Origin of the sequence: Piscinibacter sp. (genome assembly GCF_047600445.1) — a bacterium.
Lineage (GTDB): Bacteria > Pseudomonadota > Gammaproteobacteria > Burkholderiales > Burkholderiaceae_C > Piscinibacter.
In genome coordinates this window covers 1015679-1042621 of the sequence record NZ_JASGKT010000002.1, presented here as the reverse complement: position 1 = coordinate 1042621, position 26943 = coordinate 1015679, and the positions used below count along the sequence as shown (strand labels likewise).

Below are 26943 nucleotides of genomic sequence, written 5' to 3'. Positions count from 1 at the left end.
GTTCAGGCCCCGCCGGCGGCGTAGCGGCGCATCAGCGCCTGCTGCGCGCTGACGCCGTCGGCGGCGATGCGCTCGTAGCTGCCGTCGGCGCGCTGCGCCCAGGCGTCCTGGCGGTCGTGCAGGCAGGGCACCAGGCACTCGTCGATGACACGCTGGCGCAGCGCCGCGTCGCGCACCGGCCAGGCCACCTCGATGCGGCGGAACATGTTGCGGCCCATCCAGTCGGCGCTGCTCAGCCACAGCGCCTCGTCGTCCTCGCCCTCGCCCCAGCGGAAGTACAGCACCCGGCTGTGTTCGAGGAAGCGCCCCACCACCGAGCGCACGCGGATGCGATCGGTGGCGCCCGGCACGCCCGGCGGCAGCATGCAGGCGCCGCGCACGATCAGGTCGATGCTCGCGCTGGCTTGCGAGGCGAGCATCAGCTTCTCGATCAGCGCCTCGTCGGTCAGCGCGTTGATCTTGGCGACGATGCGCGCGGGCCGCCCGGCGCGGGCCGCCTCGGCGACGCGGTCGATCATCTGGCCGGTGCGCCGGTGCAGCGTGAACGGCGCCTGCAGCAGCTTGCGCAGCGGCCGCGTGCGGCCCAGGCTGGCGAGCTGCTGGAACACCGCGTCGACGTCGGTGGTCAGGTCGGGGTCGGCGGTCAGGTAGCCGACGTCGGTGTAGAGCCTGGCCGTCTTCGGGTTGTAGTTGCCGGTCGACAGGTGCGCGTAGCGGCGCAGCGCGCTGCCTTCGCGGCGCGTCACCAGCAGCATCTTGGCATGCGTCTTCAGGCCGACGATGCCGTAGACGACCTGCGCGCCCACCGCCTCCAGCCGCTCGGCCCAGTTGATGTTGGCCTCCTCGTCGAAGCGCGCCTTCAGCTCGACCACCACCATCACCTCCTTGCCGCGCCGCGCCGCCTCGATCAACGCCTCCATCAGCGGCGATTCGCTGCCGGTGCGGTAGATGGTCTGCTTGATCGCCAGCACGTCGGGGTCGGCCACCGCTTCGCGCAGGAAGGCCACCACCGGCTCGAAGGACTCGAAGGGATGGTGCAGCAGCACGTCGCGTTCGCGCAGCCGCGCGAAGATCGACGCCTCGCGCGGCAGGCGACGCTCGGGCCACGCCGGCTCGTACGGCGCGAAGCGCAGCGCCGGCGCGTCGGCCTGGTCGATGAGCTGGTTCAGCCGCACCAGGTTGACCGGCCCGTTGACCTTGTACAGCGCCGCCTCGGGCAGCGCGAACTGGCGCAGCAGGAAGGCCGAGAGTTCGTCGGGGCAGGTGTTCACCACCTCCAGGCGGATCGCCTGGCCGAAGTGGCGCGTCGTCAGCCCGCTGCGCAGCGCCTGGCGCAGGTTCCTCACGTCGGCCTCGTCGACCTCGAGGTCGGAGTCGCGCGTGACGCGGAACTGCGAGAACGCCTCCACCTCGCGGCCCGGGAACAGCTCGGCCAGGTGCGCGCGGATCACGCTGGTCAGCAGCACGAAGGCCTGGTGGCCCGGCGCCAGCGCGTCGGGCAGGCGGATCACGCGCGGCAGCACACGCGGCACCTTGACGATGGCGATCGCGTTGGCGCGCCCGAAGGCGTCGTGGCCCGACAGGCGCACGATGAAGTTGAGCGATTTGTTGGCCACCTGCGGGAACGGGTGCGAGGGGTCCAGCCCGACCGGCACCAGCAGCGGCCGCACCTGCTTCTGGAAGAAGCCGTCGACCCACTCGCGCTGCGCGGCGTCGCGCTCGGCGTGGTTGAGGATGACGATGCCCTCGCGCTGCAGCAGCGGCGTCAGCTCGTCGTTGAACACCGTGTACTGCTCGTCGATCAGCGCGTGCGCCTCGGCCGCCACCGCGGCGAGGTCGCGCCGCAGCGCCGTGCCGGCGCCCGCCTCGCCCTCGCGCGCCACCTCGAGGAAGTCGGCGAGGCGCACCTCGAAGAACTCGTCCATGTTCGACGAGACGATGCACACGTAGCGCAGCCGCTCCAGCAGCGGCACGTCGGCGCGCTGCGCCTGTGCCAGCACGCGGCGGTTGAAGGCGAGGATGGCGCGCTCGCGGCTGAGCAGTGCGGGCAGCGCGACGAGAGCCCGATCATTCATCCGGGCAGTCTATGAAGGAATTGCGACAGCCGCGTGACACCCCGCGGCGTCAGTGCGCCCGGTCCCAGTTCGGCCCGACGCCGACTTCCGCCAGCAGCGGCACCTTCAGCGTCGCCACCCCGGCCATCACGCGCGGCACCGCCTCGCGCGCCCAGCCGATCTCGCCGTCGGGCACCTCGAAGACCAGTTCGTCGTGCACCTGCATGATCATCTTCGTCGCGCGCCGCTCGCGGTCGAGCAGCGCCTGCACCTCGATCATCGCCAGCTTGATCAGGTCGGCCGCGGTGCCCTGCATCGGCGCGTTGATCGCCTGGCGCTCGGCGCCGTTGCGGCGCGGGCCGTTGCCGCCGTTGATGTCGGGCAGGTAGATGCGCCGGCCGAACAGCGTCTCGACGTAGCCCTTGGCCTTGGCCGAGGCGCGCGTTTCGTCCATGTAGCGCTTGACGCCGGCGAAGCGCTGGAAGTAGCGCTCGATGTAGGTCTGCGCCGCGGCGCGCTCGATGCCCAGGCTCTGCGCCAGCCCGAAGGCGCCCATGCCGTAGATCAGCCCGAAGTTGATGGTCTTGGCGTAGCGGCGCTGCTCGCTGGTCACCTGATCGGGCGGGATGCCGAAGACCTCGCTCGCGGTGGCGCGGTGCACGTCCATGCCGTCGGCGAAAGCCTTCAGCAGCCCGGGGTCCTCGCTGATGTGGGCCATGATGCGCAGCTCGATCTGCGAATAGTCGGCGCTCAGGATCGCGTGCCCGCTCGGCGCGACGAAGGCCTCGCGCACGCGCCGGCCCTCGGGCGTGCGGATCGGGATGTTCTGCAGGTTCGGGTCGTTGCTCGCCAGCCGGCCGGTCACCGCCACCGCCTGCGCGTAGTTGGTGTGCACGCGACCGGTGTCGGGGTTCACCATCAGCGGCAGCTTGTCGGTGTAGGTGCCCTTGAGCTTGGCCAGGCCGCGGTGTTCGAGCAGCCGCGCCGGCAGCGGGTAGTCGGCGGCGAGTTCGGCCAACACCTCCTCGTCGGTGGACGGCGTGCCGCTGGCGGTCTTCTTCTTCACCGGCAGGCCGAGCTTGCCGAACAGGATCTCGCCGATCTGCTTCGGGCTGCCGAGGTTGAAGGGCTGGCCGGCCAGTTCGTGCGCCTCGCGTTCGAGCGCCATCAGGCGCTCGGCCAGCTCCTGGCTCTGGCGCGCCAGCACGGCGGCGTCGATCAGCACGCCGTTGCGCTCGACGCGGCCGAGCACCGCGGCGCTGGGCATCTCGATCTTCTCGTAGACGTAGAGCGGGCCGGCCTGCTGCCGCAACTGCGGCCACAGCACCTCGTGCACGTGCAGCGTCATGTCGCTGTCCTCGCACGAATACTCCGAGGCGCGCGCGATCTCGACCTGCGCGAACGGGATCTGGTGCACGCCCTTGCCGCACACGTCCTCGTAGCTCAGGCCGGCGCGCCCGAGGTGGCGCAGCGCCAGGCTCTCCAGGCTGTGCGGCTTGTGCGCTTCGAGCACGTAGCTCTGCAGCAGCGTGTCGTGCGCGTAGCCGCGCACCGTGATGCCGGCGTTGGCGAACACGTGCGTGTCGTACTTGATGTTCTGGCCGAGTTTGGCGCGCGCGCCGTCCTCCAGCCAGGGTTTCAGCGCGGCCAGCACCTCGTCGGCCGGCAACTGTTCGGCCACGCCGGCGTAGTCGTGGCGCAGCGGGATGTAGGCCGCCTCGCCGACCTGCGTCGACAGCGAGACGCCGACGATGCGCGCGCGCATCGGGTCGAGCGAATCGGTTTCGGTGTCGATGGCGCTCAACCCGGCCGCCTCGATGCGCGCGATCCAGGCGTGCAGCGCCTCGCGCGTCAGCACGGTCTCGTAGCGTTTCTCGACGGCGGCCGCGGCGGGCGGCGGCGGCGCCTCGGCGGCCAGCTCGGCGTCGCCTTCCAGCTCGCGCTTCCAGCTCTTGAAGCCGTAGCGCGTGTAGAAGTCGAGCAGCCCGGCCTTGTCGACCGGCTTGAGCACGAGCGCGTCCAGCGCCGGAAAACCCGGCATCTCGGCGCTCAGGTCGCAGTCGGTCGCCACCGTCACCAGCTTGCGGCCGGTGGGCAGCCAGTCGAGCGCTTTGCGCAGGTTCTCGCCGGCCACGCCCTTGATCGAGCCGGCCGCGGCGATCACGCCGTCGAGCGAGCCGTGCTCGGCGATCCACTTCGCCGCGGTCTTCGGGCCGACCTTGTCGACGCCCGGGATGTTGTCGACCGCGTCGCCGGTGAGCGTCAGGTAGTCGACGATGCGCTGCGGCGGCACGCCGAACTTGGCGTTCACCGCCGCCACGTCGAGCTTCTCGTTGCTCATCGTGTTGATCAGCGTCACGTGCTCGTCGACGAGCTGCGCCAGGTCCTTGTCGCCGGTGGAGATCACCACCTCGTGGCCGCCGCGCGCGGCGATGCGCGCCAGCGTGCCGATCGCGTCGTCGGCCTCGATGCCGGGCACGACCAGCACCGGCCAGCCGAGCAGCTTCACCACCTCGTGGATCGGCTCGACCTGGCGCGCCAGGTCTTCCGGCATCGGCGCACGCTGCGCCTTGTACTCGGCATACCACTGGTTGCGGAAGGTGTCGCCCTTGGCGTCGAACACGCAGGCCGCGTGCGCCGGCTGCACGTCGGCCAGCGCGCGCTTGAGCATCGCCACCATGCCGTGGATCGCCCCGGTCGGGAAGCCGTCGGCGCTGCGCAGGTCGGGCAGCGCGTGGTAGGCGCGATACAGGTAGCTGGAGCCATCCACCAGCAGCAGGGTCTTGGTCGTCATGGCGGGATTGTGGAGCAAGGGTGCCGCCTAGAATGAGCGCATGAACGCCCGCCACGCCTTGATGACCGCGCTGAGCGCCCTGGCCCTCGCGGCGCCCGCCACCACCGTGTTCGCGCAGGCCGCGGCGCCCGTCGCCACGCCCAACGCCGCCGAGGGCGAGCCGCGCGTGCAGCACATCGTGCACGAGGACAACGCCACGCGCATCGAGGAGCTGCGCGCGCGCGGCGCCACGCAGCGCATCACCGTGACGCCCAAGCTGGGCACGACACGCGGCTACGAGATCCTCACCGGCGACGGCTCGCGCGACCTCGGCGAGGGCGTCAACACCTCGCGCGGCGCGGCCGGCAAGCGGGTGTGGAGCGTGCTGAGCTTCTGACCGGGATGGCGGTCTACACCGAGGTCTCGTTCGACGAGGCAGCCGGCCTGTTCGCCCGGCTCGACACCGGCGCGCTGACGGCCCTGCAGCCGATCGCCGCCGGCATCGAGAACACCAACTACTTCGCCGACACCGCCAGTGGCCGCTACGTGCTGACGCTGTTCGAGCGCCTGACGCACGCGCAACTGCCCTTCTACCTGGTGCTGATGAAGCACCTGGCCGAGCGCGGCATCCCGGTGCCGCGCCCGCATGCCGACACGAGCGGCGCGCTGCTGCACACGCTGGCCGGCAAGCCGGCCGCGGTGGTCGACCGGCTGCGCGGCCGCCACCGCCTCGCGCCCGACGCGGCGCATTGCGCGCTGGTGGGCGACATGCTGGCGCGCATGCACCTCGCCGCGCGCGACTTCGCGCCCGCCCAGCCCAACCTGCGCGGCCTGGCCTGGTGGGCCGAGACGGTGCCGGTGATCGAGCCCTTCGTCACGGCCGACCTCGCCGCGCTGCTGCGCGACGAACTGGCCTTCCAGCAGCGCTTCGCCGCCTCGGCCGCCGGCACGAGCCTGCCGCGCGGCGCGATCCACGCCGACCTGTTCCGCGACAACGTGATGTTCGAGGCCGGCGACGACGGCGCCGACCGCCTCGCCGGCTTCTTCGACTTCTACTTCGCCGGCGTCGACGCGCTGCTGTTCGACCTCGCGGTGTGCCTGAACGACTGGTGCATCGACCTGGAAAGCGGCCGCCTCGCCGAAGACCGCGCCAACGCCTTCGTCGCCGCCTACGACGCGGTGCGGGCGCTCGACGGCGCCGAGCTGCGCGCGCTGCCGGCGCTGATGCGCGCCGCGGCGCTGCGCTTCTGGGTCTCGCGCCTGTGGGACCTGCACCTGCCGCGCGACGCGCAACTGCTGACGCCGCACGACCCCGCGCACTTCGAGCGCGTGCTGCGCGCGCGCCGCGACGCACCGTGGCACTACACCCGGCCATGACGAGCAGACCATGAGACTGCAGACCGTTCCCGCCACGGCCGGCCACGCCTGGGTGCGCCAGGGCTGGCGCGTCTTCGCCCGCCAGCCACTCGCCTTCAGCGGGCTGTTCGCCGCCTTCCTGTTCGGCATCTTCGCGCTGACGCTGCTGCCGCTGGTCGGCCCGCTGCTGCTGCTCGCGCTGCTGCCGCTGGGCTCGCTCGGCTTCATGATCGGCACGCGCGAGGCGCTGCAGGGCCGCGTGCCGCTGCCACGCGTATTCGTCGACCCGCTGCGGCGCGGGCGGCGCCCGCTGCGCGCGATGCTCACGCTGGGCGTGCTCTACGCGGTCGGCAGCGTGCTGATCATCAACCTCGCCGAGTGGGCCGACGGCGGCGCGCTCGAACGGCTGATGGACGTGCTGGCCGACGGCAAGGCGACGCCCGAGGACGTGGCCGGGCGCATCGCCGACCCGCAGCTCGCCTTCGGCGTGGCGCTGCGCTTCGGCCTGGCCGGGCTGCTGTCGATCCCGTTCTGGCATGCGCCGGCGCTGGTGCACTGGGGCGCGCAGGGCGCGGCGCAGTCGCTGTTCTCCAGCACGCTGGCGATCTGGCGCAACAAGGGCGCGTTCGCGGTGTTCGCGCTCGCCTGGAGCGCGCTGGTGCTGGCCACCGGCGCGGCCGCCAACCTCGCCGGCGCGCTGCTCGGGGCGCCGCAGGTGGTGGCGGTGCTGGCGATGCCGGCCTCGCTGCTGCTGTCCACCGTGTTCTACGTCTCGCTGTACTTCAGCTTCGCCGACTGCTTCGCCGATGGCGCAGCGAGCCCGGCGGCGGCGCTTCCTCCCCCCAACGGAAACCCACCATGAGCAACACCCCCCGCGTCGCCCTCGTCACCGGCGCCGGCAGCGGCATCGGCCGCGCCTGCGCACTGGCCCTGCATGCGGCGGGCTACCACGTCGTGCTCGCCGGGCGCCGCCTCGACGCGCTGAACGACACCATCGCCCGGGCCGGCGGCGACGCGGCCCGGCTGCTCGCCGTGCCCACCGACGTGGCCGACCCGGCCTCGGTGAAGGCGCTGTTCGCCCGGACGCAACAAGCCTTCGGCCGCCTCGACCTGCTCTTCAACAACGCCGGCATGGGCGCGCCGCCGGTCCCGATGGAAGACCTGAGCGTCGAGCAGTGGAAGGCCGTCGTCGACGTCAACCTCACCGGCCCCTTCCTGTGCACGCAGGAGGCGATCCGGTTGATGAAGAGCCAGAGCCCGCAGGGCGGCCGCATCATCAACAACGGCTCGATTTCGGCCCACGCGCCGCGGCCGTTCTCGGCGCCCTACACCGCCACCAAGCACGCCATCAGCGGCCTGACGCGCAGCACCGCGCTCGACGGCCGCCGCCACAACATCGCCTGCGGCCAGATCGACATCGGCAACGCCGCCACCGAGATGACCGAGCGCATGGCCGCCGGCATCCTGCAGGCCGACGGCAGCACCAAGGTCGAGGCGCGCATGGACGTCAAGCACGTGGCCGACGCGGTGGTGCACATGGCCAGCCTGCCGCTGGAGGCCAACGTGCTGTTCATGACGGTGATGGCCACCACCATGCCCTTCGTCGGCCGCGGCTGAGGCCGCCGGGCTCAGTGCATCCTGTCGCGCGGCGGCTTGTTCTCGAACGAGTCGGGCGTGTAGACGTTGCCCTCGCGGCGCACGCCGCGCGCGCGGGCGATGGCGTCGTCGGCGAGCTTGCGGGCCTTGCGCCGCGAGCGCGGCCAGCGCCACAGCCGCACGAAGAAGGCGTCGAAGCGCTGCCGCCGCGCTGGCCCCAGGGCCAGGCGCAGCAGCATCACGGCGCAGCAGGCCAGCACGACGCCGGCGGGCACTTTCTCGATCACGGCAGCCTCCGCATGGCGTGATTCTGACCCGGCCGTCGGCGTGACAGAATCGCCCGGTCGAACACTGAGCAGAGGCAAGCGGGATGGCGAAGATCCACTTCATCGGCGGTGAAAAAGGCGGCGTCGGCAAGTCGCTGCTGGCGCGCGTGCTGGCCCAATACCTGATCGACCACCAGATGCCCTTCCTCGGCTTCGACACCGACCGCTCGCACGGCGCGCTGATGCGCTTCTACGCCGGCTACGCCTCGCCGGTGATCGTCGACCGCTACGAGGCGCTCGACGCGATCATGGAAGCCGCCGTCGAGCAGCCCGAGCGCCGCATCCTGGTCGACCTCGCTGCGCAGACGCACGACCCGCTGGTGCGCTGGATGGACGATTCCGGCGTGCTCAACCTCGCCGACGAAAGCGGCATCGCGATCCACTACTGGCACGTGATGGACACCGGCCGCGACTCGGTCGACCTGCTGCGCAAGCTGCTCGACCGCTTCGGCACCAGCCTGAAGTACGTGCTGGTGCGCAACCAGGTGCGCGGCACCGATTTCGCGGCGCTCGAGCAGTCCGGCGAGCAGGCGCGCGCGCTCGGCCTGGGCGCCAAGATCGTCTCGGTGAAGAAGCTGCACGACAGCGCGATCCAGAAGATCGACATCAACAGCAGCAGCTTCTGGCACGCCACCCACACCGACAGCCCGATCGCACTCGGCCTGATGGACCGGCAACGCGTGAAGATGTGGCTGCGAGACGTTTATCGGGATCTGGACGACGTCGGCGTCTGAGCCCGCTCCTTCAGCTCCCGCTTCAACACCTTGCCGATCGCACTGCGCGGCAGCTCGTCGACGAGGTGCAGCGCCGCCAGCCGCTGTGTCTTGCCGACGCGCGCGTTGAGCCACTCGCGCAGCGCCTCGGCGCCGACATCGCCGCGGCGCACGACGAAGGCCACCGGCGTCTCGCCCCACTCGGGTGACGGCACGCCGACCACGGCCGCGTCCGCCACCGCCGGGTGCTCGCGCAGCGCCGCTTCCAGGTCGCTCGGGTAGATGTTGAAGCCGCCGGAGATGATCATGTCCTTGCGGCGGTCGAGCAGGGTCAGGAAGCCGTCTTCGTCGAAGCGGCCGATGTCGCCGGTGCGGATGAAGCGCTTGCCGAGCGCATCGAACCACTCCGCCTCGCGCGTCGCCTCCGGGCGGCCGTGGTAGCCGGCCATCATGCCGGGGGAATGGCCGACGACTTCTCCGACCGCGCCGGTCGCACCCGCCGGCAGCTCGCGGCCGGACTCGTCGATCAGCCGCATGTCGGTGCCCGGCGCGGGACGGCCGACGGTGTGCAGCTTGTGTGGATGCGCGTGCGCTTCGAGGATGCAGGTGCCGCCGCCTTCGGTCATGCCGTAGAACTCGACCAGCCCGCCCGGCCAGCGCGCCAGCACGTCGGCCTTCAGCGCGGCCGGGAACGGCGCGCTGGTGCAGAACTTCATGCGGAAGGCGCCCAGGTCGAAGGTGTCGAAGTCCGGCAGCGTCATCAGGCGCTGGTACTGCACAGGCACCAGCATGGTGTGCGTGGCGCGCTGCGCCTGCGCGATCTCGCAGTAGCGGCGCGCGTCGAACTTGCCCATCAGGCGCACCGCGCCGCCGAAGGCGAGCGAGGGGAAGAACACCACCAGCGTGGTGTTGGAGTACAGCGGCGTGGCCAGCAGCGTCAGCGCGCCGGGCCCGTAGCCGTAGGGCAGCCCGCGCTTGACGTGCGCCCAGCGCATGCCGTGCGGCTGCACGATGCCCTTGGGCTCGCCGGTGGTGCCCGAGGAATAGATGATGTTGAAAGGCGACTCGGGGCGTATGTCGACCGGCGCCGGCGTCGCGCCCTGCGGCGCGAGCCAGGCCTGCAGATCGTCGTCGTCGGTGAACAGGCGCCTGGCCTGCGCATCGGCGCGCATGCGCGCCAGCGCGGCCGGCGTGCTGCCGGGCGCCAGCGGCGCCACCACCACGCCGGCGCGCAGCGCGCCGAGGAACAGTGCCGCCTGCATCGCCGACGGCGCCGCGCACAGCGCGACGGCCTCGCCCGGCGCGATGCCGTCGCGCTGCAAGGCGGCGGCGGCGCGGTCCATCAGCGCGTCGAGCTGCGCATAGCTCAGCGCGCGCTCGTCGTCGGCCAGCGCCGGCGCGTCCGGCCGCTCGCGCGCATGGCGGCGTATGCACTCGGCGATCGTGGCGAACGCGGTGTCGGCGATGAAGGTGCTGGTGATGATGCTCGTGCTGTTGCTCATGGTCGCTGCGATACCATGCCCGCAGTCTGGAGAAAATGGAGATTCGATCATGGCCACGAAGCACGCCGCTTTCCAGTGGGACGACCCCCTGCTGCTCGACCAGCAGCTCGGCGGCGACGAGCGCGCGGTGCGCGACGCCGCGCGCGACTACTGCCAGGGCCGCCTCGCCCCGCGCGTGCTGGAGGCGTTCCGCCACGAGAAGACCGACCCGGCGATCTTCCGCGAGATGGGCGAGCTGGGCCTGCTCGGGCCCACCATCCCCGAGGCCTACGGCGGCGCCGGCCTGAACTACGTCTGTTACGGCCTGATCGCGCGCGAGGTCGAGCGCGTCGACTCCGGCTACCGCTCGATGATGAGCGTGCAGAGCTCGCTGGTGATGGTGCCCATCCACGCCTTCGGCAACGAGGCGACCAAGCAGAAGTACCTGCCGAGGCTGGCGCGCGGCGAGTGGATCGGCTGCTTCGGCCTGACCGAGCCCAACCACGGCTCCGACCCCGGCGGCATGGTCACGCGCGCGAAGAAGGTCGCCGGCGGCTACGAACTCTCCGGCTCGAAGATGTGGATCAGCAACAGCCCGATCGCCGACGTGTTCGTGGTCTGGGCCAAGGACGAGGGCGGCCAGATCCGCGGCTTCGTGCTCGAAAAGGGCTGGAAGGGCCTGAGCGCGCCGGCGGTGCACGGCAAGGTCGGCCTGCGCGCCTCGATCACCGGCGAGATCGTGATGGACCGCGTGTTCTGCCCCGAGGAGAACGCCTTCCCCGAGGTGCGCGGCCTGAAGGGCCCGTTCACCTGCCTGAACAGCGCGCGCTACGGCATCGCCTGGGGCGCGCTCGGCGCGGCCGAGGACTGCTTCGCGCGCGCCCGGCAATACGTGCTCGACCGCCAGCAGTTCGGCCGCCCGCTGGCGGCCAACCAGCTCATCCAGAAGAAGCTGGCCGACATGGAAACCGAGATCACGCTCGGCCTGCAAGGCTGCCTGCGCCTGGGCCGCATGAAGGACGAGGGCTCGGCCTCGGTGGAAGTCACCTCGATCATGAAGCGCAACAGTTGCGGCAAGGCGCTGGACATCGCGCGCATGGCGCGCGACATGATGGGCGGCAATGGCATCAGCGACGAGTTCGGCGTGGCGCGCCACCTCGTCAACCTCGAGGTGGTGAACACCTACGAGGGCACGCACGACGTGCATGCGCTGATCCTCGGCCGCGCGATCACCGGCATCGCGGCCTTCGGCAACTGAGGCGACGTGGTCCCCTGGCTGCGCGGCCCGCAGGATGCACTGCCCGACACGCGCCGCGCGCTCGGCCCCGGCTCCGACGCGCCGGGGCTGCTGGCCGCCGGCGGAGAGCTGACGCCGCGGCGCTTGAACGAGGCGTACTCGAAGGGCGTGTTCCCCTGGTACAGCCAGGGCCAACCGGTGCTGTGGTGGTCGCCCGACCCGCGCATGGTGCTGCTGACCGACGAGTTCCGCCTCAAGCGCTCGCTGCGCAAGACCATCACGAAGTTCATCCGCACGCCCGGCTGCGAGTTGCGTTTCGACTCGGCGTTCCGGCGCGTCGTCGACGCCTGCGCCGGCACGCCGCGCGAGGGGCAGGACGGCACCTGGATCGTGCCCGAGATGGTCGAGGCCTACGCCGCCTGGCACGCGCTAGGCGCGGTGCACAGCGTCGAGACCTGGATCGACGGCGAACTCGTCGGCGGCCTGTACGGCGTCGGCCTCGGGCGCATGTTCTTCGGCGAGTCGATGTTCTCGCGGCGCAGCGACGCCTCGAAGATCGCGCTGGCCGCGCTGGTGTGCTTCTGCCGCGCGCACGGCGTGGCGATGATCGACTGCCAGCAGCGCACCGCCCACCTCGCCTCGCTGGGCGCGCGCGAACTGCCGCGCGCCGAGTTCGAGCGCCGCCTCGCGCCGGCCGTGGCGGCGCAGCCGGTTTCCGATTGGACCTATGATGCGTCGCTGTGGCGCCGGCTGGATGTTTCGGCCGCCGGCGCCGAGCAGGATTCCGGCCCGTGACGCACCCGAAAGAGCTTCCGCTCGCCTCGCTGCAGTTCTACGCCACCGCGCCCTACCCGTGCAGCTACGTGGCCGGGCGCATGGCGCGCTCGCAGGTGGCCACGCCCTCGCACCTGATCCACGCCGACGCCTATTCGGGCCTGGTGGCCAACGGCTTCCGGCGCAGCGGCATGTTCACCTACCGCCCCTACTGCGACGGCTGCCGCGCCTGCGTGCCGCTGCGCGTGCCGGTGGCGGGCTTCGCGCAGACGCGCAGCCAGCGGCGCGCCTGGAAGCAGCACGCCAGCCTGAAGGCGCGCGTGCTGCGCCTGTGCTTCGTGCCCGAGCACTACCAGCTCTACCTGCGCTACCAGGCCGGCCGCCACAGCGGCGGCGGCATGGACCACGACTCGATCGACCAGTACACCCAGTTCCTGCTGCAAAGCCGTGTCAACAGCCGCCTGGTGGAGTTCCGCGAGCCGGGCGCCGACGGCTCGCCCGGTGCGCTGAAGATGGTCTCCATCCTCGACATCCTCAACGACGGGCTGTCGGCCGTCTACACCTTCTACGAGCCCGGCGACGCCGCCAGCTACGGCACCTACAACGTGCTGTGGCAGATCGAGCAGACGCGCGCGCTGAAGCTGCCGCACGTCTACCTCGGCTACTGGATCGCGGGCAGCGAGAAGATGGCCTACAAGGCGCGCTTCACCCCGCACGAGGTGCTGCTCGACGGGCGCTGGCAGGCGCCGCCTTCGGCCCCTTCTTCGACCACGCCTTCAGCCGATTGAGCGCAACACCTCGTCGGCCAGCGCCAGGCACGAGGTCAGCCCCGGCGACTCGATGCCGAACAGGTTGACGAGCCCGGCCACGCCGTGCGCCGCGGGGCCTTGCACGACGAAGTCCGCCGCCGCGCTGCCCGGCCCGCCGAGCTTGGGACGCACGCCGCTGTACGCCGGCTGCAGCGCGCCGTCGCGCAGGTCCGGCCAGTAGCGGCGGATCTCGGCGTAGAAGCCCTCGGCGCGCGCCGGGTCGACGCGGTAGTCGATCGCATCGGGCGGCCCCTCGGGCAGCCACTGCACGTCGGGCCCGAAACGCGCCTGGCCGGCCAGGTCGAGCGTCAGATGCACGCCCAGGCCGGCCTGCTCGGGCACCGGGTAGATCAGGCGCGAGAACGGCGAGCGGCCGGCCAGCGAGAAGTAGTTGCCCTTGGCGTGGCGGCCCGCCGGCACGTGCCGCGCCGCGAGGCCCTGCGTGGCCGCCGCCAGCGCCGGCGCCCACAGCCCGGCGGCGTTGACGACGATGCGCGCGCGCAGTTCCATCGGCGCCTGGCCGCCGACGGCGAGCACGTGGCCCTCGGCGCCGCCGCAGCGCAGCGCCGTGACCGGCGAGCACAGCGCGAGCGCGCCGCCGGCCGCCTCCAGATCGCCTTGCAGCGCGAGCATCAGGCCGTGGCTGTCGACGATGCCGGTCTCGGGCGACAGCAGCGCGGCCGTGCAGCGCAGCGCGGGCTCGAGCGCCCTCGCCTCGTCCACGCCCAGCCATTGCAGTTCGACGCCGTTGGCCGCGGCCTTGGCGCGCGTCGCTTCCAGCTCGGCATGCTGGGCCGCCGAGGTGGCCACCACCAGCTTGCCGCAGCGCGCGTGCGCCACGCCGTGCGAGGCGCAGAAGTCGTAGAGCTGCGCGCGCCCTTGCACGCACAACCGCGCCTTCAGCGAACCGGCCGGGTAGTACAGGCCGGCGTGGATCACCTCGCTGTTGCGCGCGCTGGTGGCGGTGCCGATGGCGTCGGCGCGTTCGAGCACCACGGTTTCCAGGCCCGAGCGCGCCAGCGCCCGGCCCACCGCGAGGCCGACCACGCCGGCACCGATCACCACTGCATCGACACTGTCCATGCCTGCGATTGTGTCGCGCCGCGAAGCCGCGAACTGCAAAGCCGCAAAAGCAAACGGCCGGGATGTCCCGGCCGTGCGCGATGGTCTGTCTGGATCGGTGGTGGGCGGCGAGGGTTTCGAACCCCCGACCCCCGCAGTGTGAATGCGATGCTCTACCCCTGAGCTAGCCGCCCTCGCGATCCGCAGAGCCGCACATTATGCCATAGCCGGCTCGGCACCCGGCGCCTTCCACACCGTCTTGCCGCCGCTGGCCTTGTCCAGCTCGGCGATCAGCTTCGCATGCGCCTGCGCCTCGGCCGCGTCGGCGGCGATCACCGGCAGCGCGAAGGCCGACAGGTCGATGCTCTCCAGCGTCACCTCGGCGCCGGCGGCCTCGACCTCGTCGATCACCAGCGAGTCCTGCCCGCGCGTCATGCGGATGTAGACCTCGGCCAGCAGCCCGGCGTCGAGCAGCGCGCCATGCAGGCTGCGGCTGGCGTTGTCGACCTCGAGGCGCTTGCACAGCGCGTCCAGCGAGTTCGATTTGCCGGGGAACATCTCGCGCGCCATCAGCAGCGTGTCGGTGACCTGGCTCACCTGCGACTCGAACGACGGCCGGCCGAGGCGCTTCAGTTCGGCGTTCAGGAAGCCGACGTCGAAGGCCGCGTTGTGGGCCAGGATCTCGGCGCCGGCGAGGTAGTCCATCAGCTCGTCGGCGATGGAGGCGAACAGCGGCTTGTCGGCGAGGAACTCGTCGGTCAGGCCGTGGATGCGTACCGCGTCTTCGTGGTTCGGCCGCTCGGGGTTCAGGTAGAAGTGCAGGTTGCGGCCCGACAGGCGCCGGTTCAGCATCTCCACGCAGCCGATCTCGATGATGCGGTCGCCGGATTCGGCGTTCAGGCCGGTGGTTTCGGTGTCGAGAAAGATCTGTCGCATCGGGTCGGGTCAGTAAGCGGTACGCCGCGCGCCGCGCCACCACAGCCACGCGCCCGCCAGCACCATCGGCACGCACAGCCACTGGCCCATGCTCATGTTCAGCGCCAGCAGGCCGAGGAAGGCGTCTGGCTCGCGGAAGAACTCGGCGATGAAGCGGAAAACACCGTAGCCGATCAGGAACAGCCCGGACACCTGCCCCGGCCCGCGCGGCTTGCGCGCGTACAGCCACAGGATCACGAACAGCAGCAGCCCTTCCATCAGGAACTGGTAGACCGGCGAGGGGTGGCGCGGGACCAGGCTGCCCGACTGCGGGAACACCATCGCCCAGGGCAGGCCCGGGTCGGCGGCGCGGCCCCACAGCTCGCCGTTGATGAAGTTGCCGGCGCGCCCGCTGGCCAGGCCGGTGGGCACGGCCGGCGCGATCAGGTCCATCACCTGCAGGAAGGGCCTGCCCTTGACGCGCGCATACAGCGCCATCGCCGCGATCACGCCCAGCAGCCCGCCGTGGAAGGCCATGCCGCCCTTCCACACCGCGAACACCTCGAAGGGATGCTGCGCGTAATAGCCGGGCTTGTAGAACAGCACGTAGCCCAGCCGCCCGCCGATCACCACGCCGAGCACGCCCCAGAAGAGCAGGTCTTCGACCTCGCGGCGCGTCCAGCCGGCCTGCGCGAACTGCGGCAGCGCGGCGCGCTTGCCGGCCAGCCAGAGGAACAGCCCGAAGGCGACCAGGTAGGTCAGGCCGTACCAGTGGATCGCCACCGGCCCGAGCTGCAGCGCGACCGGGTTGAACTGCGGATGAACGAGCATGCGCGAACGATAACCTACCGCTCGCGCGGCCCCTGCTCGCGCACGAAGGCGACGAAGCGCCGCACCGCCGGCGAGGCGTCGCTGGGCCACACCAGGCTGGTCTCGGCGCGCGGCGCGCCGTCGGCCAGCGCGGCGGGCAGCGCGCGGTAGACGATGCCCGGGCGCTGCAACTGCCGCATCGCGCGCGGCACCAGCGCCACGCCCAGCCCGGCCGAGACGAGGTTGACGATGGTCTGCATCTGGATCGCCTCCTGCGCGATCGCCGGCGTCGCGCCGTGGCGGTGATAGAAGGCCAGCACCGCGTCGTACAGCGAGGGCGCGATCGCGCGCGGGAAGATCACCAGCGGCTCGCGCAGCAGTTGCGCGGCGCCCAGGCGCCGCGGCGCCGCGTCGTGCAGCGCCAGCAGCATCGGCTCGACGCCCAGCGACAGGCGCTGCAAGGGCGGCGGCGGCGCGATGCCGGGCGCGTGCAGCACGAAGCCGGCGTCCAGCTCGCGCTGCGCGAAGGCCTCGGCCTGCACGTCGCCGGTGGCCTCGCGCAGTTCGACGGTGATGCCCGGGTGCGCCTCGCGAAAGGCACGCAGCCAGCCGGGCAGCGGGCCGAAGCCGACCGTCGAGACGAAGCCCAGGCGGATGCGCCCCAGCTCGCCGCCGGCCGCGTCGCGCGCGCGCAGCGCCAGCGCGCCGGCCTGCCGCAGCACTTGGCGCACCGGCTCGACCAGCGCCGCGCCGGCGGGCGTCAGCGCGACGCTGCGCCGCGTGCGCTCGAACAGCGGCACGCCCAGGCGGCGCTCGAGCTGCTGGATCGCCTGCGTCAGCGGCGGCTGCGTCATGTGCAGCCGCTGCGCGGCGCGGCCGAAGTGCAGCGTCTCGGCCAGCGCGAGGAACTGGCGCCACACGCGCAGCTCGATGTCCGGGGCGGGCAGCTCGCGACTCATATGCCGAGCATATCAATCGGCCGCGCGGATTCGATTGGACGCACGCCCACTCGGGCGCCGACAATGCCGCCCTCGACCCCAGCCGCACGCCAGGAGCCCCCGATGAGCAGCAAGATCAACCGCCGTTCCGCCAACATCACCGAGGGCGTCGCGCGCGCGCCCAACCGCTCGATGTACTACGCGCTCGGCTACGAGGAAGGCGACTTCAAGAAGCCGATGATCGGCGTGGCCAACGGCCACTCGACGATCACGCCGTGCAACTCCGGCCTGCAGCGCCTGGCCGACGCGGCGGTGACGGGGCTGAAGGAAGCCGGCGCCAACCCGCAGATCTTCGGCACGCCGACCATCAGCGACGGCATGGCGATGGGCACCGAGGGCATGAAGTACTCGCTGGTGTCGCGCGAGGTGATCGCCGACTGCGTCGAGACCTGCGTCGGCGGCCAGTGGATGGACGGCGTGATGGTGATCGGCGGCTGCGACAAGAACATGCCCGGCGGCATGATGGGCATGCTGCGCGCCAACGTGCCGGCGATCTACATCTACGGCGGCACCATCCTGCCGGGGCGCTACAAGGGCCAGGACCTGAACATCGTCAGCGTGTTCGAGGCGGTCGGCCAGTTCACCGCCGGCAGGATGAACGAGGAGGACTTCTGCCAGATCGAGCGCCACGCCATCCCCGGCAGCGGCTCGTGTGGCGGCATGTACACCGCCAACACGATGAGCTCGGCCTTCGAGGCGCTCGGCCTGTCGCTGCCCTACGCCTCGACGATGGCCAACGTCGAGGGCGAGATCGTCGGCATGGTCGAGCGTGCTTCGAAGGTGCTGGTCGAGGCGGTGAAGAACGACCTCAAGCCGCGCGACATCGTCACCAAGAAGGCGATCGAGAACGCGGTGGCGGTGATCATGGCCACCGGCGGCTCGACCAACGCGGTGCTGCACTTCCTGGCCATCGCGCACGCCGCCGGCGTCGAGTGGACCATCGACGACTTCGAGCGCATCCGCCAGCGCACGCCGGTGCTGTGCGACCTCAAGCCCAGCGGCCAGTACCTCGCGGTCGACCTGCACCGCGCCGGCGGCATCCCGGCGGTGATGAAGGAACTGCTGAAGGCCGGGCTGCTGCACGGCGACTGCATCACGATCACCGGCAAGACGGTGGCGCAGAACCTCGCCGAGGTGCCCGAGCTGTCGCGCGAGCAGAAGGTGATCAAGCCCGTGGCCGGGCCGATCTACGCGCAAGGCCACCTCGCGATCCTGAAGGGCAACCTCAGCCCCGAGGGCTGCGTCGCGAAGATCACCGGCCTGAAGAACCCGAAGATCACCGGCCCGGCGCGCGTGTTCGACGACGAACAGTCGGCGCTGGCCGCGATCATGGCCGGCAAGATCAAGGCCGGCGACGTGATGGTGCTGCGCTACCTCGGCCCCAAGGGCGGCCCGGGCATGCCGGAGATGCTCGCACCCACCGGCGCGCTGATCGGCCAGGGCCTGGGCGAATCGGTCGGCCTGATCACCGACGGCCGCTTCTCCGGCGGCACCTGGGGCATGGTGGTCGGCCACGTGGCGCCGGAGGCCTACGAGGGCGGCACCATCGCGCTGGTGAAGGAAGGCGACTCGATCACCATCGACGCGCACACGCTGGTGCTGCAGCTCAACGTGCCCGACGACGAGATCGCCAAACGCCGCGCCGCCTGGCGGCGCCCGGCGCCGCGCTACACGCGCGGCGTGCTGGCGAAGTTCGCGATGAACGCGTCGAGCGCCAGCTCGGGCGCGGTGCTCGACAAATTCGAGCCGAAGTGACGTGAGCGAGCGGGCCGGCGGAGTCGACTACTTGCCGGCCTTCCTCGCGCGCTTGGCCACCTTGTCCATGCCCAGCGAGACGAGGTTCTTCTCGCGCCGGTCGCGCTTGCGCTGCTCCATCTTCTCGATCTCGCGCCGCTTGGTCATGCCGGTGCCGTCGGCCCAGGCCCACCACACCGCGGCCAGCGCGAAGGGCACGCAGAACTTCCACAGGTCGCCGCCGAGGTTCCAGGTCCAGGCGGCCATCGGCCCGAAGCCGAGGAAATGCAGCGCGATGATCGCGACGCCGATGATGATGAAAATCATTCCCGCTGCTCCTTCGTCACGGCACTGTTTTTGGGCTCGCGCGTCAACCGCTGCCCCTACAATCCGTTGATGCCACTGTAGCCGACCGCGTGGCTGCCGGGGTGTCGAAACCTCCGCAGATTTCCCCGTTTGATCTCGAAAGGAAGACGATGAAGCTGGTTCCCGCCCTCACGCTGATCGCCGCCGCGGTCACCGTGTCCGCTCCCGCGCTGGCCGACGAAGCCCTCGCCAAGGCCAAGAACTGCATGGCCTGCCACACGGTCGACAAGAAGGTCGTCGGCCCCGCCTACAAGGAAGTCGCCGCCAAGTACGCCGGTCAGAAAGACGCCGTCGACAAGCTGGCGCAGAAGGTCATCAAGGGAGGCGTGGGCGCCTGGGGCCAGATCCCGATGCCGGCCAACGCGCAGGTGAACGACGCCGAAGCGAAGAAGCTGGTCACCTGGATCCTCAGCCTGAAGTGAGTGCGCGGGCCACGGGCCCGCAGCACGAGCGAGAAGCCCCGCGAATGCGGGGCTTTTTCATTGCCGGCCCCCGGCTTGCCCCTGCCCGCCGGGGGCCATCAGTTCCAGGCCCAGCCGGTCCAGGCTTTCTTCCGTTCCACGCAGGCGCCGGGCGCGATCCTCGTGTCCGTCCAGGTAAGCCAGTTGTTCCTTGTAGACCATGCGCGTGCCGCGCTCGTAGGCGAAGAACTCGACCGTCACGAGCGAAACCGACAGCCGGCGAGCGTCGAGCTGGATGTCGTAGGCGAAGACGATGCGCCGCGCGGCGACGATGTCAAAGAACACCTTCTCGATCTGCTGAACACGTCCGTCGGGATAGGCGACGCGGTGCGTCTCGTGCCCGAATGGCCGGAAGTCCAGGCGGTAGTCGGTCGTGTGCTCGGCGTGGCAGTCGGACCAACGTCGCTTGGCCTCCGGGTCGGCCCAGGCCTCGAATACCGCCTCGGGCGTGGCGTCGAACCGGCGCTCGATGACGAAGTCGGTGTGCGTGCTCGGGTGGTGCTTCATGTCGCGGCCTTGCCTTTGTGCCCGGCCAGGTAGGCATCGAGCCGGTCGAACTGTGCGTTGAGCAGCATCTTGCGCTTCGTGACCCAGGCCTCCATCGCATCGAGCGCCCTGGACTCGGCCTTGTAGGTGCGCACGCGGCCGACTTTGCGCGAGACGACGAAGCCGCCCGCCTCGAGCACGGCCAGGTGCTTGACGGCCGAGGGCAGCGCGATGCCCAGCGGCTCGGCCAGTTCGGACACCGACGCCGGGCCGCGGCTCAGGCGATCGAGCATGCCGCGGCGATGCACGTCGGCCAGCGCAAAGAACATGCGGTCGAGGCCTGCCGGTTCGGAGATCGCTCGCATCTCAGACGGCTGTCGCGTCGAAGAAGCGCCGGGCCAGCCCAGCGCGCCCGGGATAGAACTTGAAGTAAGGCCGCGCCTGATCGACGGCGAGCGCCACCGACGGATGATCCATCAAGCGCTCGAAGTACGCCGTCAGGTGGGCATGCTGCGGCGACAAGGGCACGTGGGTCACCGCATAGAACAGGGCCGGTGCGGCGGCGCAGTCGGCCATGCTGAATGCGCCGCCCGACACCCAGGTGCGCCCTTCCAGGTGGCGGTCGATGAAGGCATAGGCCGACGACAGCCCTTCCCGCGCCCGGGCCACGCTCCGTGCATCCCGCTCGTCTTCCGGACGCAGCAGGTCGGCGGTCAGCGCCTGCATCGGCGTCATCACGTGCAGGTCGAAAACGCGGTCCCACAAGCGCACGTCGAGCGCGGCGTCCGGCTCGTCCGGGATGAGCGTGCGGCCGGGCGCTGCGTGACGGCGCTGAAGGTACTCGATCATGATGCTCGACTCGGGCACGGGTCGAAGCCCGTCCATCAGCAGCGGGATCTTGCCCGTGGGCCACAGCGACAGATGGTCCGCCCGCTCCCCGGGATCCCCCGGATCGAGCAAGCGCTTCTCCACCTCGATGCCCAGCACGTCGATCGCGATGAGCACCTTGTGGCAATAGGACGAGAGTGGGTGGTAGTGCAGCGTGAGAGCGTTCATGGCGTCGGCAATACTTTCCAATTTAGGAAAGTATCTGTTCAACACGCCACCGCGTCAAGCGCGGCAGGGGTCAGCTTCTGCGCCCCTATCATCGGCGGTCATGCGTTCCCCCACCCCGCCCCCCCCGCCCGCGTTCGAGCCCGAGTTCATCGCCGGCCTCAAGGAGATCTTCGAGCAGCGCATCGTCTTCAACCGCATGCTCGGCCTGCGCATCGTCGCCGTGTCCAGCGACAGCGTCAGGGGCGCGATCGCGATGCGCGAAGAGCTCATCGGCCACTTCACCTACAACCGCCTGCACGGCGGCGTGATCAGTGCCGCGCTCGACGGGCTCGGCGGCCTGGCGGTGATGGCCGCGATCGGCGCGCGCCACATGGACGAGGCGCCGGCGCAGCGCCTGCACCGCTTCGGCAAGCTCGGCACCATCGACCTGCGCATCGACTACCTGCGCCCGGCCATCGGCGAGCGCTTCGAGCTGACCGCGCAGGTGCTGCGCCTGGGCTCGCGCGTCGCCTCCACGCGCATGGAGTTCCTCGGCGCCGACGGCAAGCTGCTCTCCACCGGCGCCGCGGCCTACATGGTCGCCTGAGGCCGTCACGCCGAGGCCTGCGTCGCGCCGCCGGCGCGCGCCCGGGGGCATGTCCGAAAACGGCCAGCGCCGCGGCGGGCGCGGCCGATAATGCCTCGCATGACCTTCGATGCCGACGCCGCCTGGCAAGCCCTCGCCGCACGCGATGCGCGCTTCGACGGACGCCTGTTCGTCGGCGTCACGAGCACCGGCGTGTACTGCCGGCCGATCTGCCGCGTGCGCACGCCGCAGCGGCGCAACTGCCGCTTCTTCGAGACGCCGGCGCAGGCCGAGGCGGCGGCGTTCCGTCCCTGCCTGAAATGCCGCCCCGAGATCGCGCCCGGCGCCGGGCTGCCGTGGAGCGTGATGGACGCCTCGCGCACGCTGGCGCGCCAGGCGGCGCTCGAACTGAACGCGCAGGCGGCCAGCGGCGAGCCGGCGTCGCTCGCGGCGCTGGCGGCGCGCCTGGGCGTCAGCGACCGGCACCTGCGCCGCATCTTCGCCGCCGAGCAGGGCGTGACGCCGATGCAGTACCTGCAGACGCGCCGCCTGCTGCTCGCCAAGCAGTTGCTGAGCGACAGCGCGATGCCGGTTGCGCAGGTGGCGCTGGCCAGCGGCTTTCGCAGCCTGCGGCGCTTCAACGCGGCCTTCGCGCAGCGCTACCGCATGAGCCCGAGCCGTTTGCGCGGCGCGGCGGAACGCGACGCGCCGGGCGACGCCGCGCTCGACGCGGTGAGCATCACGCTCGCCTACCGCCCGCCGTTCGAGCACACGCTGCTGATGCGCTTTCTCGCGCAGCGCGCGGTGCCGGGCGTCGAGACGGTGAGTGAACATTGCGTGCGGCGCAGCGTGCGCGCCGGCGCGCTGGCCGAAGCGCCGGGCTGGATGGAGGCGAGCTTCGACGCGGAGCGCGCCCGTGTGCGGCTGCGCTTCGCGCCGGCGCTGGCGGCGGCGAGCGCGCGCGTCGCGGCGGCGGCGCGCCGCTGGCTCGACCTCGACGCCGCACCCGAGGCCATCGACCGCGCGCTCGCCGACCTGCCCGGCGCCAGCGGCAGCCGCCTGCCCGGCAGCGTCGATGCCTTCGAGCTGGCGGTGCGCGCGGTGCTCGGCCAGCAGGTCACGGTGGCGGCGGCGCGCACGCTGGCGAGCCGGCTGGTGATGCGATTCGGCGAGCCGCTGGCGACGCCGTGGCCGGACGTCACGCACCAGTTCCCCGCGCCCGAGCGACTCGCCGCGGCGGCGCCGGGCGACATCGCGAGCCTGGGCATCGTGCGCCAGCGCGCCGGCGCCCTGATCGCGTTGGCGCAGGCCTGGCCCCGATTCGAAACGCTGACGACGCCGGCGGCCGCGCCCGACGAGTTCATCGCCGCGCTGTGCGAGCTGCCCGGCATAGGCCCCTGGACCGCGCACTACATCGCGATGCGCGCGCTCGGCTGGCCCGATGCCTTTCCGCCCAACGACGTCGCGGTGCTCAAGGCGATGCGGCGCCTGTTCGGCACGACCAACCAGCGCGGCGCCGACGCGCGCGCCCAGGCCTGGCGGCCGTGGCGCGCCTACGCGGTGCTGCGCCTGTGGAACAGCCTGGAGACGGCCCGATGAACACGTTGACGAACACGCTGAACGCCGCCTGCACCGCGCAGGCGATCATGGACACGCCGCTCGGCCGCGTGCTGCTGGCGCGCACCGCAAACGGCCTGGCCGGCCTGTGGTTCGAGGGCCAGAAGCACCACCCCGGCGCGCTGGCCGCGCCGCACGATGCCGACGACCCGCTGCTGCGCGAAGCGGCAGCGCAGTTGCAGCGCTACTTCGCCGGCACGCTGGCGCGCTTCGACCTGCCGCTGGACCTGCACGGCACGCCCTTCCAGCGCGCGGTGTGGCGGTCGTTGCTGAACATTCCGAGCGGCCGCACCTGCAGCTACGGCGAACTGGCCCGCGCGCTCGGCGCGCCGGCGGCGGTGCGCGCGGTGGGCGCGGCGGTGGGCCGCAACCCGGCCTCGCTGGTGGTGCCCTGCCACCGCGTGCTCGGCGCCGACGGCTCGCTGACCGGCTACGCCGGCGGCGTCGAGCGCAAGCGCGCGCTGCTGGCGCTGGAAGCGCGCGCAGCATGAAGACGGCCGACGGAGCCGAACTGGTGGCGCTGGCCGCGCTGTGGGGCGCGTCCTTCCTGTTCATGCGCCTGGGCGCGGGCGAGTTCGGCGCGGTGGCGCTGGCCGCGGTGCGCGTCGCCGGCGCGGCGCTGGTGCTGATGCCCTTGCTGCTGTGGCGCGGACAGGCGGGCGAACTGCGCCGCCACTGGCGCGCGATCTTCCTGGTCGGCGTCACCAACTCGGCGCTGCCCTTTCTGTTCTACAGCTACGCGGCGCTGTCGATCAGCGCCGGGCTGGCGTCGATCTTCAACGCGTCGACGCCGCTGTGGGGCGCGCTGATCGCGGCCTGGTGGCTGGGCGAGCGGCCGACGCCGTCGCGCGCGCTCGGGCTGGCGATCGGCTTCGCCGGCGTGATCGGCCTGGCCTGGGAGAAAGCCTCGTTCAAGCCGGGCGGCTCGGGCTGGGCCATCGTCGCCTGCCTGGCGGCGACGCTGCTCTACGGCTTCTCGGCCAACTTCACGAAGAAGCGCCTGCACGGCGCGGCGCCGCTCGCGGTGGCGGCGGGCAGCCAGCTTTCCGCGGCGCTGCTGCTGGCGCTGCCGGCGCTGCTGTGGTGGCCGGCCACGATGCCGTCGGCCAAGGCCTGGCTGATGGTGGCGCTGCTCGCGCTGCTGTGCACCGGTCTGGCCTACCTGATGTACTTCCGGCTGATCGCGCACGTCGGCGCCGCCAACGCGATCGCGGTGACCTTCCTGATCCCGGCCTTCGCGGTGCTGTGGGGCTGGCTGTTCCTCGCCGAGGCGCTGACGCCGGCGATGGCGCTGGGCTGCGCGGTGATCCTGTTCGGCACCGCGCTGGCCACCGGCGTGCTGAAGTTCACACGCCTCCGTTCACCCTGAGCTTGTCGAAGGGCTCAGCCCGAGCGGAATCTGTCAGGCGTCGAGGCGCTCCGGCGCGCCGCGCCGCGCGGCCAGGAAACCCGCCATGTGCTGCGCGATGCGCTCGGCCGCCTTGCCGTCCCACAGGTCGGGCGCGCGGCCGCGCTTGCCGCCGTTGAAGATGCAGTCCCACACCGCGCGCGTGGCCAGCGCCTTGTTGCGGCCGACCACCTGGTTGGAGCCGATCGCGGCGGTGATGGCGCGCTCGCGACCCAGGCCGATGCTCAGGCAGGGCACCGAGAGGATGGTCGCCTCCTCCTGCACGCTCCACGAATCGGTCAGCACGCAGGTGGCGTTGGACATCAGTTGCACCAGCGAGGGATAGCTCTGCGAGGGCAGCGTGGCGATGCGCTCGCTGGCGACGATCGCGTCGAGCTTGAACTTGGCGAGCAGCTCGCGCGTGCGCGCGTGCATCGGCCAGACCAGCGGCACGTCGCGCGCCACCGCGCGCAGGATGTTGATCAGCTCGGCCAGCACCTGGCGGTCGCCGACGTTGGCGGCGGCGTCGAGCACCACCACGCCGTAGCCGTTGCGGTCGTTCAGCAGGTTGGCCGGCAGGCCGAGGCGCTCGCGCGGGTTGGGCACGGCGAGCTTGCTGCGCAGCGCGATCTGCAGCGCGTCGGCCAGCGTGTTGCCGACGAAGCGGATGCGGTCGGCGGCAACACCTTCCTGCGCCAGTTGCTGGTTGGCCTGCGCCTCGGTGGTGTAGAGCACGTCGGAGAGCTGGTCGGCCAGGCGCCGCGTGATGTCGGCGGCATCGCCGCTCGCGCCGCTGCGCAGCCCGGCGCCGACGTGCAGCACCGGCAGGCCCTTGCGGCTGGCGACCAGGCCGCAGGACAGCGCGGCGTCGCTGCCGTCGAACACGACCACCGCCGAGGGCTGGCAGTGGTCGACGACGAACTCGAAGCGTTTCATCAGCTCGGCGGCGCGGCCGGCGTAGGTGCCGCCGGCGATGCCGAGGTTGACGAGCCGGCCGGCCACGTCGAGCCCGGAGAACATCTCCTTGTGGCGCTCGAAGGCGCTGTTCGCGTAGCAGCGCACCAGCAGCGTCACCGGCAGCTCGGCCCGCGCCGCGATGGCGTGCATCAGCGCGGCGGCCTTGACGTGCTCGCCCTGCCCGCCCACCACGCACAGCAGCGGGCGCGATTCGGCGCCACCGGCGCCGCCGCGCAGCGTCGGCAGGGTCGGCTGCGGCTGGTGCTCGTCGATGGTGGTTTCCAGGCCGATGTCGATCTCGACGTCGACGCTGCTCGGCACCGGCGCTGCTGACGCGGGTGCCTTGTCCTTGCGCGGCTTGGGCCGCAGCGGGGGTGCGGGCGGCGGCTCGACCGGATCGAGCAACTGGATGTCCAGCGGCTCGGACGGCGGCGTCGCGACGAGGTCGTCGAGCACCGGCAGCGCCGCCGTCGCCGGCGCCGCGGCGGCCGGCGCGGCAGCCGGTGCCGGCAGCGGCGAGTTGTCGCCGATCTCGGCGCGCAGGTCGCGTGCGATCTCGGCGACCGCGGCGGCGTCGATGCTGGTCGTCGCGCTCAGGAAGCGCGACAGCATCAGCCGGTTGCACAGCAGGTTGATGCGGCGCGGGATGCCGCCGGTCCAGCGGTGGATCTCCTCGAAGGCACCGGGCTCGAAGCTCGGCACGCCCTTCCAGCCGACCTTGGCGAGGCGGTGGTGGATGTAGGCGCCGGTCTCGGCCGGCGCGAGCGGGCCGAGGTGGCACTGCACCGCGACGCGCTCGCGCACGTCGAGCAGGTCGCCGGAGGCGATCAGCTCGCGCAACTCGGGCTGACCGACCAAGCAGACCTTGAGCGGGATGCGCGTCGGCGAATGGCCCTTCTCCAGCCGCGCCAGCCAGTGGAACGAACTGCGCTCGAGGTTCTGCGCCTCGTCGATGATCAGCACCGCGCGCCGCCCTTCCTTGGCCAGCGCGAGCAGGAAGGCCTGCAGGTCGCGCTCGATGTCCTCGGCGCTGGCCGTGGCGTTGGCGGCGTCGCCCTCGATGCCGAAGGCCATCGCGACGGCACGCATCAGCTCGGCATCGTCGAGCTGCGTGGTCAGAACCTGGCCGACCACCAGCTTGGCCGCATCGAATTCGGACAGCAGCGTGCGCGCCAGCGTGGTCTTGCCCGCACCGATCTCGCCGCTGACGACCACGAAGCCGGCCGGCTCGGCCAGCCCGCGGCGCAGCGCCGCCAGCGCGTCGTGGTGGCCCTGGCTGTCGAAATAAAAGCTCGGGTCGGGGCTGAGCTGGAACGGCGGCCCGCTGATCCCGAAGTGACTCTCGTACATCCGTCGAGTATGCCGCGCCGGGCAGCCCTAGCGCGCCCGGGCTCGGGCCGGAACGGTAAA

Annotated in this window: 27 protein-coding genes and 1 tRNA gene; 14 read left to right on the top strand and 14 right to left on the bottom strand. The window is 71.5% G+C overall.

Annotated features, from left to right (window positions below):
• Window positions 1-2: 2 nt before the first annotated feature.
• A complete protein-coding gene (gene ppk1 / locus QM792_RS09005) occupies window positions 3-2075 on the bottom strand; it encodes a polyphosphate kinase 1 (protein ID WP_415149329.1) in 2073 nt (690 codons plus the stop codon).
• A 49-nt stretch (window positions 2076-2124) separates the two neighbouring features.
• Window positions 2125-4848 carry a DNA polymerase I gene (polA, locus tag QM792_RS09000; RefSeq protein WP_415149327.1) on the bottom strand — a complete coding sequence of 908 codons (2724 nt, stop codon included), beginning with the start codon at window positions 4846-4848 and terminating at the stop codon, window positions 2125-2127.
• 40 nt (window positions 4849-4888) lie between these two features.
• Between polA and QM792_RS08995 the strand changes: the two genes are divergently transcribed.
• Genes QM792_RS08995 through QM792_RS08980 form a run of 4 tightly spaced genes read left to right on the top strand, consistent with a single transcriptional unit; the run spans window position 4889 to window position 7800 of the window.
• Window positions 4889-5224: a hypothetical protein gene (locus QM792_RS08995; RefSeq protein WP_415149325.1), complete on the top strand. Its 336-nt coding sequence runs from the start codon at window positions 4889-4891 to the stop codon at window positions 5222-5224.
• 5 nt (window positions 5225-5229) lie between these two features.
• Window positions 5230-6204 carry a homoserine kinase gene (locus QM792_RS08990; protein ID WP_415149323.1) on the top strand — a complete coding sequence of 325 codons (975 nt, stop codon included), beginning with the start codon at window positions 5230-5232 and terminating at the stop codon, window positions 6202-6204.
• Window positions 6205-6214: 10 nt separating this feature from the next.
• Entirely contained in the window at window positions 6215-7045 is an 831-nt protein-coding gene (locus QM792_RS08985) for a BPSS1780 family membrane protein (protein ID WP_415149322.1), read from the top strand.
• On the top strand, window positions 7042-7800 hold the full coding sequence (locus tag QM792_RS08980) for an SDR family oxidoreductase (RefSeq protein WP_415149321.1): 759 nt from the start codon (window positions 7042-7044) through the stop codon (window positions 7798-7800). The genes QM792_RS08985 and QM792_RS08980 overlap by 4 nt, the downstream gene beginning before the upstream one ends.
• An 11-nt stretch (window positions 7801-7811) precedes the next feature.
• Here QM792_RS08980 and QM792_RS08975 read toward each other — a convergent pair whose 3' ends face one another.
• A complete protein-coding gene (locus tag QM792_RS08975) occupies window positions 7812-8066 on the bottom strand; it encodes a hypothetical protein (protein WP_415149319.1) in 255 nt (84 codons plus the stop codon).
• Between the two features lie 83 nt (window positions 8067-8149).
• Here QM792_RS08975 and QM792_RS08970 point away from each other — a divergent pair, with 83 nt between their 5' ends.
• A complete protein-coding gene (locus QM792_RS08970) occupies window positions 8150-8839 on the top strand; it encodes a mobilization protein (RefSeq protein ID WP_415149318.1) in 690 nt (229 codons plus the stop codon).
• Here QM792_RS08970 and QM792_RS08965 read toward each other — a convergent pair.
• On the bottom strand, window positions 8809-10320 hold the full coding sequence (locus QM792_RS08965) for a class I adenylate-forming enzyme family protein (protein WP_415149317.1): 1512 nt from the start codon (window positions 10318-10320) through the stop codon (window positions 8809-8811). The genes QM792_RS08970 and QM792_RS08965 overlap by 31 nt on opposite strands.
• 49 nt (window positions 10321-10369) lie before the next feature.
• On the opposite strand from QM792_RS08965, the gene QM792_RS08960 reads away from it, so the two are divergent.
• Genes QM792_RS08960 through QM792_RS08950 form a run of 3 tightly spaced genes read left to right on the top strand, consistent with a single transcriptional unit; the run spans window position 10370 to window position 13098 of the window.
• On the top strand, window positions 10370-11557 hold the full coding sequence (locus tag QM792_RS08960) for an acyl-CoA dehydrogenase (protein ID WP_415149315.1): 1188 nt from the start codon (window positions 10370-10372) through the stop codon (window positions 11555-11557).
• Window positions 11558-11563: 6 nt separating this feature from the next.
• Entirely contained in the window at window positions 11564-12331 is a 768-nt protein-coding gene (aat, locus tag QM792_RS08955; protein ID WP_415149313.1) for a leucyl/phenylalanyl-tRNA--protein transferase, read from the top strand.
• The gene (locus tag QM792_RS08950) at window positions 12328-13098 is read left to right on the top strand and encodes an arginyltransferase (RefSeq protein ID WP_415149311.1); all 771 of its coding nucleotides are present in this window, start codon (window positions 12328-12330) and stop codon (window positions 13096-13098) included. Before aat ends, QM792_RS08950 begins: the two co-directional genes overlap by 4 nt.
• Here the strand turns inward: QM792_RS08950 and QM792_RS08945 are convergent.
• The 5 genes from QM792_RS08945 to QM792_RS08925 all read right to left on the bottom strand — a co-directional run bounded on the left by QM792_RS08945 (window position 13087) and on the right by QM792_RS08925 (window position 16865).
• The gene (locus QM792_RS08945) at window positions 13087-14202 is read right to left on the bottom strand and encodes an NAD(P)/FAD-dependent oxidoreductase (RefSeq protein ID WP_415149309.1); all 1116 of its coding nucleotides are present in this window, start codon (window positions 14200-14202) and stop codon (window positions 13087-13089) included. The genes QM792_RS08950 and QM792_RS08945 overlap by 12 nt on opposite strands.
• 98 nt (window positions 14203-14300) lie before the next feature.
• Window positions 14301-14375, bottom strand: a tRNA-Val gene (locus QM792_RS08940).
• Between the two features lie 22 nt (window positions 14376-14397).
• Window positions 14398-15117 (bottom strand): DNA polymerase III subunit epsilon, encoded by a 720-nt coding sequence (gene dnaQ / locus QM792_RS08935; RefSeq protein ID WP_415149307.1) that lies wholly within the window; start codon window positions 15115-15117, stop codon window positions 14398-14400.
• Window positions 15118-15126: 9 nt separating this feature from the next.
• Window positions 15127-15927 (bottom strand): prolipoprotein diacylglyceryl transferase, encoded by an 801-nt coding sequence (lgt, locus tag QM792_RS08930; protein ID WP_415149305.1) that lies wholly within the window; start codon window positions 15925-15927, stop codon window positions 15127-15129.
• 14 nt (window positions 15928-15941) lie between these two features.
• Window positions 15942-16865, bottom strand: a complete 924-nt coding sequence (locus QM792_RS08925) for a LysR family transcriptional regulator (protein ID WP_415149303.1) — start codon at window positions 16863-16865, stop codon at window positions 15942-15944.
• 102 nt (window positions 16866-16967) lie between these two features.
• On the opposite strand from QM792_RS08925, the gene ilvD reads away from it, so the two are divergent.
• Window positions 16968-18659 (top strand): dihydroxy-acid dehydratase, encoded by a 1692-nt coding sequence (gene ilvD, locus QM792_RS08920; RefSeq protein ID WP_415149302.1) that lies wholly within the window; start codon window positions 16968-16970, stop codon window positions 18657-18659.
• Window positions 18660-18686: 27 nt separating this feature from the next.
• Here the strand turns inward: ilvD and QM792_RS08915 are convergent, their stop codons facing one another.
• Complete coding sequence (locus QM792_RS08915; RefSeq protein WP_415149301.1) at window positions 18687-18965, bottom strand: TIGR04438 family Trp-rich protein; 279 nt, start codon at window positions 18963-18965, stop codon at window positions 18687-18689.
• A 149-nt stretch (window positions 18966-19114) separates the two neighbouring features.
• Here QM792_RS08915 and QM792_RS08910 point away from each other — a divergent pair, with 149 nt between their 5' ends.
• The gene (locus QM792_RS08910) at window positions 19115-19426 is read left to right on the top strand and encodes a c-type cytochrome (protein ID WP_415149299.1); all 312 of its coding nucleotides are present in this window, start codon (window positions 19115-19117) and stop codon (window positions 19424-19426) included.
• A 57-nt stretch (window positions 19427-19483) separates the two neighbouring features.
• Here the strand turns inward: QM792_RS08910 and QM792_RS08905 are convergent, their stop codons facing one another.
• The 3 genes from QM792_RS08905 to QM792_RS08895 are packed head-to-tail and all read right to left on the bottom strand — an operon-like array spanning window position 19484 to window position 21007.
• Complete coding sequence (locus QM792_RS08905; RefSeq protein ID WP_415149298.1) at window positions 19484-19972, bottom strand: SRPBCC family protein; 489 nt, start codon at window positions 19970-19972, stop codon at window positions 19484-19486.
• A complete protein-coding gene (locus QM792_RS08900) occupies window positions 19969-20280 on the bottom strand; it encodes an ArsR/SmtB family transcription factor (RefSeq protein WP_415149296.1) in 312 nt (103 codons plus the stop codon). Before QM792_RS08900 ends, QM792_RS08905 begins: the two co-directional genes overlap by 4 nt.
• A 37-nt stretch (window positions 20281-20317) precedes the next feature.
• Complete coding sequence (locus tag QM792_RS08895; RefSeq protein WP_415149294.1) at window positions 20318-21007, bottom strand: glutathione S-transferase family protein; 690 nt, start codon at window positions 21005-21007, stop codon at window positions 20318-20320.
• Window positions 21008-21107: 100 nt separating this feature from the next.
• Between QM792_RS08895 and QM792_RS08890 the strand changes: the two genes are divergently transcribed.
• From QM792_RS08890 to QM792_RS08875, 4 genes are all read left to right on the top strand, one after another.
• Window positions 21108-21593: a thioesterase family protein gene (locus tag QM792_RS08890; RefSeq protein ID WP_415149293.1), complete on the top strand. Its 486-nt coding sequence runs from the start codon at window positions 21108-21110 to the stop codon at window positions 21591-21593.
• Between the two features lie 99 nt (window positions 21594-21692).
• Window positions 21693-23171: an Ada metal-binding domain-containing protein gene (locus QM792_RS08885; protein WP_415149291.1), complete on the top strand. Its 1479-nt coding sequence runs from the start codon at window positions 21693-21695 to the stop codon at window positions 23169-23171.
• Entirely contained in the window at window positions 23168-23680 is a 513-nt protein-coding gene (locus QM792_RS08880) for a methylated-DNA--[protein]-cysteine S-methyltransferase (protein ID WP_415149289.1), read from the top strand. The genes QM792_RS08885 and QM792_RS08880 overlap by 4 nt, the downstream gene beginning before the upstream one ends.
• Complete coding sequence (locus tag QM792_RS08875) at window positions 23677-24558, top strand: DMT family transporter (RefSeq protein ID WP_415149287.1); 882 nt, start codon at window positions 23677-23679, stop codon at window positions 24556-24558. Before QM792_RS08880 ends, QM792_RS08875 begins: the two co-directional genes overlap by 4 nt.
• Before the next feature lie 33 nt (window positions 24559-24591).
• On the opposite strand, the gene QM792_RS08870 is transcribed toward QM792_RS08875, so the two are convergent.
• Complete coding sequence (locus tag QM792_RS08870) at window positions 24592-26883, bottom strand: UDP-N-acetylglucosamine 2-epimerase (protein WP_415149285.1); 2292 nt, start codon at window positions 26881-26883, stop codon at window positions 24592-24594.
• Between the last annotated feature and the right edge of the window lie 60 nt (window positions 26884-26943).

Bases quoted from the DNA above. Each gene is read 5' to 3' on its own strand.
- ppk1 (WP_415149329.1), bottom strand. From the start codon at position 2,075: ATGAATGATCGGGCTCTCGTCGCGCTGCCCGCACTGCTCAGCCGCGAG.
- polA (WP_415149327.1), bottom strand. From the start codon at position 4,848: ATGACGACCAAGACCCTGCTGCTGGTGGATGGCTCCAGCTACCTGTAT.
- QM792_RS08995 (WP_415149325.1), top strand. From the start codon at position 4,889: ATGAACGCCCGCCACGCCTTGATGACCGCGCTGAGCGCCCTGGCCCTC.
- QM792_RS08990 (WP_415149323.1), top strand. From the start codon at position 5,230: ATGGCGGTCTACACCGAGGTCTCGTTCGACGAGGCAGCCGGCCTGTTC.
- QM792_RS08985 (WP_415149322.1), top strand. From the start codon at position 6,215: ATGAGACTGCAGACCGTTCCCGCCACGGCCGGCCACGCCTGGGTGCGC.
- QM792_RS08980 (WP_415149321.1), top strand. From the start codon at position 7,042: ATGAGCAACACCCCCCGCGTCGCCCTCGTCACCGGCGCCGGCAGCGGC.
- QM792_RS08970 (WP_415149318.1), top strand. From the start codon at position 8,150: ATGGCGAAGATCCACTTCATCGGCGGTGAAAAAGGCGGCGTCGGCAAG.
- QM792_RS08965 (WP_415149317.1), bottom strand. From the start codon at position 10,320: ATGAGCAACAGCACGAGCATCATCACCAGCACCTTCATCGCCGACACC.
- QM792_RS08960 (WP_415149315.1), top strand. From the start codon at position 10,370: ATGGCCACGAAGCACGCCGCTTTCCAGTGGGACGACCCCCTGCTGCTC.
- QM792_RS08945 (WP_415149309.1), bottom strand. From the start codon at position 14,202: ATGGACAGTGTCGATGCAGTGGTGATCGGTGCCGGCGTGGTCGGCCTC.
- dnaQ (WP_415149307.1), bottom strand. From the start codon at position 15,117: ATGCGACAGATCTTTCTCGACACCGAAACCACCGGCCTGAACGCCGAA.
- lgt (WP_415149305.1), bottom strand. From the start codon at position 15,927: ATGCTCGTTCATCCGCAGTTCAACCCGGTCGCGCTGCAGCTCGGGCCG.
- QM792_RS08925 (WP_415149303.1), bottom strand. From the start codon at position 16,865: ATGAGTCGCGAGCTGCCCGCCCCGGACATCGAGCTGCGCGTGTGGCGC.
- ilvD (WP_415149302.1), top strand. From the start codon at position 16,968: ATGAGCAGCAAGATCAACCGCCGTTCCGCCAACATCACCGAGGGCGTC.
- QM792_RS08915 (WP_415149301.1), bottom strand. From the start codon at position 18,965: ATGATTTTCATCATCATCGGCGTCGCGATCATCGCGCTGCATTTCCTC.
- QM792_RS08910 (WP_415149299.1), top strand. From the start codon at position 19,115: ATGAAGCTGGTTCCCGCCCTCACGCTGATCGCCGCCGCGGTCACCGTG.
- QM792_RS08905 (WP_415149298.1), bottom strand. From the start codon at position 19,972: ATGAAGCACCACCCGAGCACGCACACCGACTTCGTCATCGAGCGCCGG.
- QM792_RS08900 (WP_415149296.1), bottom strand. From the start codon at position 20,280: ATGTTCTTTGCGCTGGCCGACGTGCATCGCCGCGGCATGCTCGATCGC.
- QM792_RS08895 (WP_415149294.1), bottom strand. From the start codon at position 21,007: ATGAACGCTCTCACGCTGCACTACCACCCACTCTCGTCCTATTGCCAC.
- QM792_RS08890 (WP_415149293.1), top strand. From the start codon at position 21,108: ATGCGTTCCCCCACCCCGCCCCCCCCGCCCGCGTTCGAGCCCGAGTTC.
- QM792_RS08885 (WP_415149291.1), top strand. From the start codon at position 21,693: ATGACCTTCGATGCCGACGCCGCCTGGCAAGCCCTCGCCGCACGCGAT.
- QM792_RS08880 (WP_415149289.1), top strand. From the start codon at position 23,168: ATGAACACGTTGACGAACACGCTGAACGCCGCCTGCACCGCGCAGGCG.
- QM792_RS08875 (WP_415149287.1), top strand. From the start codon at position 23,677: ATGAAGACGGCCGACGGAGCCGAACTGGTGGCGCTGGCCGCGCTGTGG.
- QM792_RS08870 (WP_415149285.1), bottom strand. From the start codon at position 26,883: ATGTACGAGAGTCACTTCGGGATCAGCGGGCCGCCGTTCCAGCTCAGC.